Below are 12,472 nucleotides of genomic sequence, written 5' to 3'. Positions count from 1 at the left end.
AAGCAACATACCGAATTATACAAGGAATATATCGGTTTGTCAAATTTATCTTTTCTTATTATGGCTTAAATCGAGTTAATTATCAACCTATATTTTCTTTTTTGATATTTTGTTTACATAGCAACTAACATTAACTTACTTCTTATTCACGTAAAGTAAGTGCTCTTTTAGCGAGTATGTCAGGCATTTTATTTTCTTTATCTGAAAACCACTCAATATAATAGTGATGTAGCTGATTTAATAAAGGTAAAATTTTGTCTAAATACGGCTGCTGCCAACTATTTTTAGCACTTTTTCGGTTCAATGCCGTCACAACAACTTTACTATCCGAATATATCAATACAATATCATGATGAAGTTCTTTTTCAATTAAATAACACAAACCTTGATAAATCGCTTCATATTCTGCTTCATGATTATTCAAGGCTTTATTTAAAGGTATAGATAATTGTTGTTGCTGTTTATCCTTATATATGACAATGCCTATACCGATTCTTTGAGGTGGTATAGAGCATGCTGCATCTATATACATTTTTATCATCGTAACCTCCTATAGAACAGGAGAAAATAATCTTGAAAAAAGTTGTTTTAGTTTTCGCCATAAAGATTGTTGACTGAAATACTCTGAAGTTGCTTGTTCACAAAATTCAATATCACGCTTGAATTGTTCTTCTAATGTTTTAGCAATATAAGCATCATACATAAATGCACACACTTCAAAATTCAATTCAAAACTGCGAATATCAAAATTAGCTGTACCAACACTTGCCATTCTCCCATCAATCGACAAAACTTTAGAATGCATAAATCCCTTTTGGTACACATAAATATTTGCACCTAAACTCCCACAAATTTTTGCATAATATTCTGTTGCACGGTAAACAAGAGGATGATCCGGTTTACAAGGTATCATAATATTCACTTCAATCCCCGACATAATAGCAATACGTAACGCATCCATAACACTTTCATCGGGAATAAAATAAGGTGTTTGTATCCAAATACTTTTTTTCGCAAGAGAAATCATTTTGACATAGCCCAATTTAATTTGATCCCAATCAGACTCTGGGCCACTGCACACAATTTGCATTGCTGTATGCCCTATTTCTTCAAATGGTGGAAAATATTCTTCTTTATATCCTTTTTCATCTTCTAGTTTGGCAACAGCATTCCAATCAACGAAAAAGCGTGTTTGTAGCGAATGTACAGCTTCTCCAGAAATGCGTAAATGCGTATCTCTCCAATACCCTAGTTTACCTTTTCCTAAATATTCATCGCCAATATTAAACCCACCAACATAACCAATTTTCCCGTCAATAACAACAATTTTTCTATGATTGCGATAATTAAACCGTAAGTTAACAATCGGAATAGACGACCCAAAGAAAGACAGAGCTTTTCCTCCTGCTTTTGTTAAACGTCTAAAAAATTGAGGGTTTAATGTTCGACTACCTAAAGCATCATACAACACTAAAACTTCAACGCCCTGTGACGCTTTTTTATACAATGCTCTCATGATTTTTTTCCCTAAATCATCATTATTAAAAATGTAATATTGCAAATGAATATGATGCGTTGCATTGTTTATATCTTCTAATAGCTGTTCAAACTTAACATTGCCATTATCTATAATGTCAACAACATTCCCTTTTGTATACAAAGCCTCCTCCGTATTCAAAAAAAGAGAAATCATTTCTTTTTCAGCACGAGAATGCCTTTGTGCTAGTTGTCTTTTTTCCAACAATTCTTTTTGCTCACTCGCAGACACACGTAATCCTAAGCGTTCTTGTTTTTGTAAATCAAAAATATTTTCTTTAGAAATTTTCTTTCCAATAAATAAATATAAAATAAACCCAATAATAGGTAATAACACTAACACCAATAACCATGTCCACGTCGAAGAAATCCCCCTACTTTCTCTAAAAACAGTAATTAAGGCTGCTAATGTATTCAAAAAGATAATGATTAAAATTATTGTAAACATTCTCTACCTCTATTATGTCATAAAATCATACGGTGTTATACCGTCCATGCCAATCATGGCATCAATCTCATATAGTGTTTCTTCTGTTAAAATAAGTGATTTTGTCTGTATCGTTTCGTTTTGTTCAACCGATATCTCTTTTACCGCCAAACCTTCTCCTTGCAATTTTTCCACAAGCAATGTTTGTCGATACGTTACTTCTTGTTCTGTAGCGTATATAAAAGCATCTAACTCGCCGCATAACACTAAACTTTTTTTACTTCGTGTCAAAGCTGTATAAAAAATATCTCTACGTAACATACGTCCATATTGTTTTACCATTGGTAATATCACTAAAGGAAACTCACTTCCTTGAGCTTTATGTACTGAACAACAATATGCTAATGTTAATTGATGCCATTCATTTCTTTGATAGCTAACTTCATTCCCATCAAAAGAAACAACCAATTCATTTATTTTACTTTCTGTTTCTTCTGCATAAAAAATAGAAATAATTTCACCTATATCACCATTAAACACATTTTGCTCTGGCTGATTGACTAATTGTAATACTTTATCGCCAACACGAAATACTCTATCAAAATGTTCGACTTGTCGATTTGTTGATTTAGCTGGATTTAAAATATTTTGAATTAACTGATTTAACTGATTGATACCTGCTGCACCTTTATACATTGGTGCTAATACTTGGATATCCGACATTGTATAACCTTTTAAAGCTGCTTTTTCAACAATTTTTTCAACAACGAGTGCCACTTGATTGGCAGAACAAGAAAAATAAGATCTATCTTTAAAATTTTGAGAAAAATTATCTGGTAAAATACCGTCTTTAACAGAATGTGCCAATTCCACAATCGTCGATTGCTCATCTTGTCGGTACACATCGGTCAATTCTGTATAGGGAATACTTTTCGACATCAATAAATCATGTAAAATTTGCCCAGGTCCAACCGAAGGTAGCTGGTGTCTATCACCAACTAAAATAACTTGCATACCCATAGGAATAGCTTTTAATACCCAGTTCATTAACCATGTATCCACCATGGACATTTCATCAATAATTAACAAACGTCCCTCTAATGTTTTAGTATCGAGCATATCGTCTTCAATCAACTGACCAGTTAATCCAATACCTAACAAACGATGTAATGTAGAAGCAGGTAATCCTGTCAATTCTTTCATCCGTTTTGCCGCACGCCCTGTCGGTGCCGCTAACAAAATAGGAAAATCATCAACATAAGTATGACTATATAAATCAATATCATTGAGTTTCGCAAATAATGTAACAATGCCATTGATAACCGTGGTTTTCCCTGTACCTGGGCCTCCAGTTAAAATAGAAACTGGACATTCTAGTGCTTTTTTAATAGCTATTTTTTGCGTAGGACTATATGTAATATGTAGACGTTTTTCAATGTTCTGTATTTCTTTATCAATATCAACTTGTAAATAAGAGATCTTTTCTTGATGCGTCAATCCTTTTAACGACAATACAATCCCATTTTCAGCATAATAAATACTAGGAATTGAAAATCGTCCATTATCTTCAATAATTGTCCCCACTTGCCCCATGGCAATTAGTTCATTTGCCAATGTTTCTTCATCAATTAAAACTGCTCGACTTTTTTCAAGTAGCTGTAAACTATGCACGAGTACATCTTCGGCTTTTTCATACGTATTCCCCGTTGTGTAACATCTTTCTTTTAGTGTAAAAAACAGAGCACCTCTTAATCTTTCCACTGCATTTGCTGGAAAGCCTAAACTTTCAGCAATTTGATCTGCTTTTGAAAAACCGATACCGTCTATTTTTTCAATCAATAAATATGGATTGGTTTCAATAATCTCCAAAGATTTTTCTTTAAAGGTTTGAAAAATACGATACGCTAATGTGTCATTAAATCCATATTTTAACAAGGATAATACGATGTGATTTTCTCCTTGTATACTCAACAAGGTATCATGTAATACTTCTCTTTTTTGTGTGGTTAATCCTGGGATTGTTTTTAAATTGGGGTGATGATTCAAAATCATTTCAATCGACTCTACACCAAACATATCGACAATACGTGTTGCTAACACTGTGCCAATCCCTGGAAACTTATCACTTGATAGATACTGAATAAGCCCTTTTTCAGAGAGAGTAGACGATTGTTGATAGGTTGTTACTTGGAATTGCAGACCGTATTTGGCATGCTCCACTAAATCACCATAAAAAATATATTGAGTATCTAAATGAATATCACCAAATGTCCCCGTTACCACAATCGTCGTATCATCATAAGAAGTGTTTGTATCTTCTACGGAAACGAGCATGACTTTATAAAAATTGGATGCATTTTGAAAATAAATCGTTTCAACGGTACCTTTAATAAATAATTGCGTCATGATTCCCTCCTATGATGATAGTTATGGGTATTATATCACAGTCAATTTCATTATTTCATCTAAAAGCAATATTCCAATTTATATTTTATAAAACCCTTGCTTTTTCATTGCAACAAATACGTCGCATTAGTATAATAAAGCGTACATTATTTATGGAGGAACACTATGACCATTATTCAAGAAATACCTGTTTTAATCACTATCTTTGGTGGAACGGGTGATTTGGCAAAACGCAAACTATATCCAGCCTTGTTCCGCCTTTTTAAAAAAGGACATTTAAAAAACTCGTTTGCCGTTATAGGAACAGCACGTCGTGAATGGAGTAATGATTACTATCAAGAAGTTGTTTTAGAATCCATTCAACAATTATCGAATGATGATGCAGAAAAAAAAGCATTCGCAAGCCATTTCTACTATTTATCACATAACGTCGAACATACACAACATTATGATCAACTAAAACATTTGGCAGATACACTAGATGCGACATATCACACATTGGGTAATCGTGTGTTCTATTTATCTGTTGCTCCAAACTTTTTTGGTACGATTGCTCAACATATTAAAACGCAACATTTGTTAACATCAAATGGGTTTAATCGTTTAATTATTGAAAAACCATTTGGACATAATTTACAAACGGCTATTGAGTTAAACAATCAACTCACTCAAACATTTGATGAAAATCAAATATTCCGTATCGACCATTATCTCGGCAAAGAAATGGTACAAAACATTACCGCTTTACGCTGCCATAATGCACTATTAAAAGCTTGTTGGCATGCTGAATACATCGACAATATTCAAATTACCTTAGCTGAATCCGTTGGCTTTGAAGACCGTGCTGGCTATTACGATAAAAGTGGTGCTTTACGAGATATGGTACAAAATCATATTTTCCAAATTTTATCGTTATTAAGCATGGAACTACCCGAAACATTAAATGGGGAAAATATTCGAGAAGAAAAAGCTTCTGTTTTGCGTCATCTTCGTATGTATGATGAAAATGCCATTAAAGAACATTTTGTTCGTGCACAATACATTGGCAATGATGATATTATCGGATACAAAGAAGAACCAGATATTGATGCATCCACACGTACGGAAACATTCGTAGCAGGAAAAATTTTCATTGATAACGCACGTTGGAAAAACATTCCTTTTTACATTCGTACTGGGAAACGTCTGTCACATAAAGACACGAGTGTACATATCCAATTTAAACCAACAAGCCCAGAAGTTGCAGGTAATCTATTAAGTATTCATATACAACCCGAAGAACAAATACGTCTATTTATCAATACAAAAGAACAAGGATTATCACATCATATCCAAATGATTGACTTAACAAAAACCTATACGCAACAAAATGCTCCCGAAGCGTATGAACGTTTGATTTTAGAATGCTTACATGGTGATATGACAAACTTTGCACACCGTGAAGAAATTGAATTATCGTGGGCTTTTATTGACCGCATTCGTCACGCATGGGACAATGACACACAATCAAACATACCAACATATACTGCTGGTAGCATGGGACCTATTGAAAGCATCCAACTACTAGAAAAAGACGGATTTCATTGGATAAATCAATAACGAAAAAGACGACAGCATGATGATACTGTCGTCTTTTTATTATCGTTTTAATATTATTCTGAATAATATGTATGTACTTGTTTCATAAAACGTTTGGTTTGAATCCATGTGATAATCCATAAAATAACGATAATTATAAGATAAGGTATTCCTACATTCCATACAAATTCTAATATCATTTTAACAGTCCACCACACTACTGGACCGGCAGTCAAAAATAATACTAATCCAAATGTAATGATACTAGATAAAAGAATGCTTAAACACATCGGTAAAAAACATATCATCACGAGTTTTTTATCAGATAACCCCAATAAAACATAGATACTATATCTTTGTTGATGATGTATGAAAAAACTTTGAATAAAACTATTCAGAATAAGCGTTATCAATGTAACAAACATAATAACAATCAATATATTAAAACTTTGTTGAAGAATACTATATTCTTTAAAGATTTTTAATTTTTCAAATTGATCAATAAAATCAATATCCTTATATCCACTCATAAAGTTTCTTATTTGACTATTCACATGTTCATACTCTTTATCTGGTATACGCACCCTTAAGCGTGTCATATATTGTGGTAAATGGTGCTTTTCCATAAAAGCATGAGAAACAATTAAGCGATACGGAGCACTCATTTCCTCAAGTGTAAACCAACCAATTTGTCTATAAACAACCCCTGCAACAGTAATTGGCACTTTATGTACTTTAAAAATATCTTTTGCTTCTTGTGTTGAAAGGCGTCCATATACCGAACTAGAAGACGATAAAAATACTGTTTCTAAAATACTTTCTTTACTAATTTTTGTATCTAATGTCGCATTCGAGTGAGTTGCATCAATCGGTTTTGAAAATCTATTCACAATATTTCCATCTTTTATTCTCTCCTCAAAATATTCATAAGCAGGTGCTACAACTAAAGCTTCCTCTCCCGATAAAACACTATCTACATCAACCTCTTTATTAAAAAAAGAAGATAGTTCTTTAATTGTATCATCTGGATACGTGATTAAAGAAATACGTAATATTTTTCTATTTTCATCTAGTAAAGACGTAAAGAACGGATTATTTTCTAATACTTTATCCACGTATAATCTTTCAATATACGGTTGATTAAATACATTATCCTTATTGACTAAATAAACAGAAGATAGTTCTTGATAGATATCTTCTTGTGCATTTGGAAAACTACTTTTAATATTTTTAGCTAATTTTTCCAATTCACCTGTATCACGATAATATTGCAAAATCCAATCAGAATGCTGACTTGCCTCATGCCACTCTTGATGATAATAAGTCTTATTTACTATATTATTCTGTTTTTTTATTGAAAATTCATAATCAAAATGATCTGTCATTTTTCCGTATGCATCACTTGATAAAACTCCTTTATTGACTGCTTGAAAATAAGTTGTCATTAAACTCACTAAAAAAACAAGCAAGATACTAAACATTCCTGCAAACACCATATACCGTTTTGTCCCTTTTATAAAAAAGAATTGATGAGATTGACGTTTTACTCGTCTTTCTTTTTTTGTAAATATTGGTAAAAATAAAAAAGAGAATAAGCACATGATGCTCATCAATATCATGTATTTCCCTATATAAATAATTAAATAATCAACAGGTACAAAAAATACTTTTTTAAAAACAAGACTTAATAAACATGATGAAAAAACAAATGAAAAAGTTAAACCTAAAACCATTGCTAGACATACCATATAAATAGTTTCTATAACACACGTCATGCCAATATATTTTGTATTCATTCCCATTAAATCATATACATGATATTTTTTGCGTGCAGATGATTGATAAACTTTTATTAGCGTAAATACAATAAACGAAAAAATAATCGATAAAAGTTTTTCAAAAAAACTTGGGAAGTAATAAATAGCGGTGGTATTCTGTTTATCAATAAACACATTATGATAATGATTACCTTCCAAATCTAGCCACTGTTCACTCGGTTGTCCATTGAATTTTTCTAAAGTTACACTAAAAACGATACTACTTTTCAATTCAGAAAATACATTTGGTGACACAAGTACATTAGGTTCATGATACCCTTTCCGTACTTCTTCCTCACCTTTTACCCAAAGCATACCATAATCATCTATAATGTCTTTCACAACAAGTGAATATCCTTTTATGACGAGTTTATCTTGTTTATTTAACTCATTTTCTTTCGCAAATGATCGAGTAACAATCACTTCATTCTCTTGTAACGATATATTCTTTATTTTCAACTTAGACAATATTTTTGCCTTATCATTTAAAACACCTATATACGTAACACTTTGACCATTGTTTTGTAATTTTGATATATAAAAACGACCATAACGCTCATTTAAATCAAAGTCCCCATTTGTATGTTCTTTATAAATAATATCTGTAAAAGAACCATACACGCTTTCTTTTGCTTTTTGCGTTTCATTCAAATAAATATTCGTTACAGAAACAATAGACACCATACTAGCGAAAATAAATGTTAACGTTATCACAATCATTATAAATGCTTTATTTCTTATATGACATGATTTTAAAACAATTTTAAAAAGGTTCATAGGTCAACAACCTTTCCGTCTATTAACATCAATTTTTTATCACCAATTCTCGCAAGATCTTTGTCGTGTGTCACAATAATGACCATATCGGCAAATTGTTTAAGGCTTTGATAAAATAAAGTCACAATATCATTCGACGTTTGACTATCTAACGCACCCGTTGGCTCATCTGCTAATATTAATTTAGGCTTATACAGAATAGAACGTGCAATTGCACATCTTTGTTGTTCTCCACCAGAAATAGTATGGGGATATTTATTTAAAAGATGCTCAATCCCTATTGTTTTAACAACATGATGAAAAAATGTCGTATCTATTTTCTTTTTATGAATGACTAATGGCAATAAAATATTATCTTTGACAGTCATTTCCTCAACCAATTTAAAATCTTGCCAAATAAAAGACATATGTTGATGTGAGTAAGTGCGTCTTTGCTTTAGTGGTAAACGAGATAAATACTGATTATGAAATATTATATCCCCATTATCAATATCTAGCATTCCCATAATTGTTTTTAATAAAGTGCTTTTTCCTGAACCACTTTTCCCAACAATCGTTACAATTTGTCCTTTTTGTACGCTAAATGATGCACCTTTTAACACATGTTGTCTATTCTCCTTTTTTCCGACTGATACATCAATATTCTCTAAAACAAGCATAAGATCCCCTCCCAAAAATTTAAACCCTTTACTTTCAATGCTCTCACTTAAAAAGTTTACACCCTAGTTAATCCGTTTACATTTTAAAAATCAAAATGCATATGTTTCTGTTGTTGTATGAACATGTACACCGTTAACATAATAATCAGCTGTACTTCTGCCATGTTTCCAAAAATTAAAACCAGATTTTAATTTATATCTAGATACATCTCTAGCTTCTCCTTTTGGATATCCTGTTGAACCATCATCAAAAACTAGTTGCATGTCAATTCTCTTGCTAGCCTCTGTATGTGTAGAAATAATCTCTGCCATTGCTTCCCCGTTTTCTTCACCATGAACACATGTCAGATTCCCTCTAGCTGCATCTACCGTAGATACACCATACAAACACGCTAACATCACAACACCTAATATCATTTTTTTACTTTTCATTCTTTCTCCTCCTTATGTTAGAAAGCAAATAAAGCGAAAAGTCATTATAATAATATTATAAAATTATCCAAAAATTGTCAATGGCTCCAATATTATATCTATAAAAATAATATTATATCCTTAAAACAGATAAAATATCCTCAAAATCCCTCGGATTCAACAACCTCCCCCTATATACAAAAAGAGTTTTTTGAACAAAAAAGAACGAACCACTATCTATGGGTTCGCTCTTTTTCGATTACTCTACCTTATCATTCGCTAATTGCTTTAACACAGCAAATGGACTTTCAACAGTTTCTTGTTTAGCATTGATTTTTTGTAACAATCTTTTTTCTTCGTGTTTGCTTAATTTTTGTTGACGTTGTGATTTATTTTCTAGTTTTTCTGTAATGGAACAGAATTTACATTTGAAAAATGCTCCATTTTTACCGTCAATGATTTCCATTTTTTTATGGCATTGTGGACAACGATGATTGGATACTTTAGGGTCTTTACGTCGTTGGTATGAACATTCAGCATTCGTACATACATAACGCTTGCCATCTTTTCCATTACGTTCACGCAACAAAGATTGGCATTCTGGGCATTTTTTGGACGTAATCGTGAAATCTTTGTAAGCAACCTCACTCCCCTTAATTTCCTCTACTAGATGTCGTGTACTTTTTTCAATATCTTTTAAAAAGCTGTCTGAACGCTCTTTGCCATGGGCAATTTTTTCAAGAGATTTTTCCCACTGCTCTGTTAAAGTCGGTGTCACAAGAGAAGGATTAACAAGTTGTAACAACTGTTTTCCTTTAGGTGTTACTCTCAATGTCACGGCTTGTCTTTCCATTAAGTCAGATTTAATCAATTTTTCAATAATTTCTGCTCGTGTTGCTGGTGTACCTAAACTGTGTTTTTCCATAGCACCCAATAATGTTCCCTCTGACAAAGCACTCGGAGGGGTAGTGACTTTTTTCTCGCAGTTCGTTTGAACATATAGTATATCGCCTTGTTTTACGTCCACAGACACACGACTGACTTCTTGCTCTTTCCAACCTTGAACAAGGACACTGTTTTCTTTAAAGACACATTCTTGTTTGTCATTAAATTGGACTTTAATAGACACACTTTTCACTTGATGATGTGGTGCAAATAAACCTAAAAAACGCTCAACAATAAAGCGATAAATTTTGTTTTCATCAGATGATAATTTAGACAAGTTTGGCATTTGTTCTGTTGGAATAAGTGCATGATGATCACTAACTTTGTCGTTTTGGAATACAGCGGTTTGTATCACTTTCCCGCCCAACTTGATATACTCTTTTGCTCGTTCGTCATACTTGGCAATAGCTTGAAGTCTTTCTTTCATGGTTGCTTGCATATCTGTTGTCAAATACTTACTGTCCGTTCTAGGATACGTCACAATTTTATGTGTTTCATATAAACTTTGTACAATTGACAATGTTTTTTTAGCCGAGAATTGATACCGTTGATTCGCTTCCTTTTGCAATTCTGTCAAGTCGTACGGTAACGGTGCTTTTTCCACATGTGTTTTTTCTTTTACCTCTAAAACAACACCTTTTTTCACTGTTTCCATAAAGCGTTCTGCTTCCTCTCTAGTGTCGAATTGCTTTTGAAACATTGCTTTTAACTGTTTATATTGAACATTCACAACAAAATACGTCTTAGGTACAAACGTTTCTATTTTTTTCTCTTGTTCACGTACCAATGCTAATGTTGGTGTTTGCACACGTCCGGCAGAAAGATTATCTTCATATTTCACCGTCAATGCACGTGTTACATTCAACCCTACCAACCAATCAGCTTTTGCTCGAGCGATGGCTGATTGGTATAAAGCATCATACTCGTTTGCCGGTTTTAATGCCGCAAATCCTTGCTTAATTGCCTTATCTGTTTGAGATGAAATCCACAGACGATACATCGGCTTTTGACACTTAGCAAATGCTAATATCCATCTTGCGACTAACTCTCCTTCACGTCCGGCATCGGTCGCAATCACAATATCTTTCACATCTTTTCGTTGTACCAATTCTTTAATGGCTTTTAATTGATGTGTTGTTTTAGGCAATGGTTTTATACCAATTTCTTTAGGAATCATGGGTAATGTTGCCATATCCCATTTTTGCCAATCTTTGTCAATATCTTCGGGTAATTTCAATGTCATCAAATGCCCCAAAGCCCATGTGACAATATAATTTTTTCCTTCAAAATAGGCTTTTTGTTTTTGTGTTGCTCCTAAAACACGCGCTAAGTCTTTTGCAACACTCGGCTTTTCTGCCAATACTAATGTCTTACTCATAGATACTCCTTTATATTGCTAAAACAATCAGTAGTCATCACATATTATGACTACCGATTGCCTTTTACTGTTAAATTTTTCAACCATCGTTTCTTAAAGAAAAAGCGTAACCCAACACACATTTGAATAAATTCACAAACTTGTGTACACATAAAAATAGCAATAGCTGAAAACTGTGTGAAATAGGCTAATATTGCCATAACAGGAATGGTAACTCCCCATTTAAACCCACCGTCCATTAATAATGTAGATTTCATATCGCCACCGGCACGCATAATAAAGTAATTTTGTGCACCTGTTAAATAAATCCAAAAAAACATACCGGTTAGTTGTATCATTTGTACCGCTAAATCATGTGATGCTTTGGATACTTGATACAAGTTCGGTACAATATGACTCATACCAAACATTATCAATCCTAAACATGCTGCAACAAATCCAATAGTTTTTAACAACATTTTTCCATTCTGATAAGCCTCATCTAATTTACCGGCACCCAAACGCTGTGACACCAATACTGGTGTCGCCGCTGAAATAC

Annotated in this window: 9 protein-coding genes; 1 reads left to right on the top strand and 8 read right to left on the bottom strand. The window is 32.9% G+C overall.

Translation table 11 applies throughout. The features are described from left to right. Nucleotides 1-142 precede the first annotated feature (142 nt). From GMA11_RS01765 to GMA11_RS01755, 3 genes are read right to left on the bottom strand one after another with little or no spacing between them, the layout of a single operon-like run. A complete protein-coding gene (locus GMA11_RS01765; RefSeq protein ID WP_163545490.1) occupies nt 143-541 on the bottom strand; it encodes a ribonuclease HI family protein in 399 nt (132 codons plus the stop codon). Between the two features lie 9 nt (nt 542-550). Continuing rightward, nucleotides 551-1,984, bottom strand: coding sequence for a cardiolipin synthase (gene cls / locus GMA11_RS01760; protein ID WP_163545489.1), 1,434 nt, complete (start codon nt 1,982-1,984; stop codon nt 551-553). Nucleotides 1,985-1,996: 12 nt separating this feature from the next. Then, nucleotides 1,997-4,369 (bottom strand): ATP-dependent RecD-like DNA helicase, encoded by a 2,373-nt coding sequence (locus tag GMA11_RS01755; protein WP_205422855.1) that lies wholly within the window; start codon nt 4,367-4,369, stop codon nt 1,997-1,999. Nucleotides 4,370-4,540: 171 nt separating this feature from the next. On the opposite strand from GMA11_RS01755, the gene zwf reads away from it, so the two are divergent. Then, nucleotides 4,541-5,968, top strand: a complete 1,428-nt coding sequence (gene zwf, locus GMA11_RS01750; RefSeq protein WP_370516565.1) for a glucose-6-phosphate dehydrogenase — start codon at nt 4,541-4,543, stop codon at nt 5,966-5,968. A gap of 53 nt (nt 5,969-6,021) precedes the next feature. Here the strand turns inward: zwf and GMA11_RS01745 are convergent, their stop codons facing one another. From GMA11_RS01745 to GMA11_RS01725, 5 genes are all read right to left on the bottom strand, one after another. Continuing rightward, nucleotides 6,022-8,484 carry a hypothetical protein gene (locus GMA11_RS01745; RefSeq protein WP_163545488.1) on the bottom strand — a complete coding sequence of 821 codons (2,463 nt, stop codon included), beginning with the start codon at nt 8,482-8,484 and terminating at the stop codon, nt 6,022-6,024. Between the two features lie 53 nt (nt 8,485-8,537). Next, nucleotides 8,538-9,200 (bottom strand): ABC transporter ATP-binding protein, encoded by a 663-nt coding sequence (locus tag GMA11_RS01740; protein WP_163545487.1) that lies wholly within the window; start codon nt 9,198-9,200, stop codon nt 8,538-8,540. Nucleotides 9,201-9,290: 90 nt separating this feature from the next. Then, nucleotides 9,291-9,632 (bottom strand): hypothetical protein, encoded by a 342-nt coding sequence (locus GMA11_RS01735; protein ID WP_163545486.1) that lies wholly within the window; start codon nt 9,630-9,632, stop codon nt 9,291-9,293. A 238-nt stretch (nt 9,633-9,870) separates the two neighbouring features. Then, on the bottom strand, nt 9,871-11,934 hold the full coding sequence (locus GMA11_RS01730) for a DNA topoisomerase 3 (protein WP_163545485.1): 2,064 nt from the start codon (nt 11,932-11,934) through the stop codon (nt 9,871-9,873). Between the two features lie 50 nt (nt 11,935-11,984). Then, the gene (locus tag GMA11_RS01725; RefSeq protein ID WP_370516564.1) at nt 11,985-12,470 is read right to left on the bottom strand and encodes an MATE family efflux transporter; all 486 of its coding nucleotides are present in this window, start codon (nt 12,468-12,470) and stop codon (nt 11,985-11,987) included. Nucleotides 12,471-12,472 lie beyond the last annotated feature (2 nt).

Source organism: Granulicatella sp. zg-ZJ, from assembly GCF_010892355.1.
Classification (GTDB): domain Bacteria; phylum Bacillota; class Bacilli; order Lactobacillales; family Aerococcaceae; genus WM01.
The sequence above is the reverse complement of the archived record's forward strand: the minus strand, read 5'-3'. Positions and strand labels throughout refer to the sequence as shown.

What these genes read in the sequence shown, in the direction of transcription:
- GMA11_RS01765 (WP_163545490.1), bottom strand. Translation starts at nt 541, where the DNA reads ATGATAAAAATGTATATAGATGCAGCATGCTCTATACCACCTCAAAGA.
- GMA11_RS01735 (WP_163545486.1), bottom strand. Translation starts at nt 9,632, where the DNA reads ATGAAAAGTAAAAAAATGATATTAGGTGTTGTGATGTTAGCGTGTTTG.
- GMA11_RS01745 (WP_163545488.1), bottom strand. Translation starts at nt 8,484, where the DNA reads ATGATTGTGATAACGTTAACATTTATTTTCGCTAGTATGGTGTCTATT.
- GMA11_RS01755 (WP_205422855.1), bottom strand. Translation starts at nt 4,369, where the DNA reads ATGACGCAATTATTTATTAAAGGTACCGTTGAAACGATTTATTTTCAA.
- GMA11_RS01740 (WP_163545487.1), bottom strand. Translation starts at nt 9,200, where the DNA reads ATGCTTGTTTTAGAGAATATTGATGTATCAGTCGGAAAAAAGGAGAAT.
- GMA11_RS01730 (WP_163545485.1), bottom strand. Translation starts at nt 11,934, where the DNA reads ATGAGTAAGACATTAGTATTGGCAGAAAAGCCGAGTGTTGCAAAAGAC.
- cls (WP_163545489.1), bottom strand. Translation starts at nt 1,984, where the DNA reads ATGTTTACAATAATTTTAATCATTATCTTTTTGAATACATTAGCAGCC.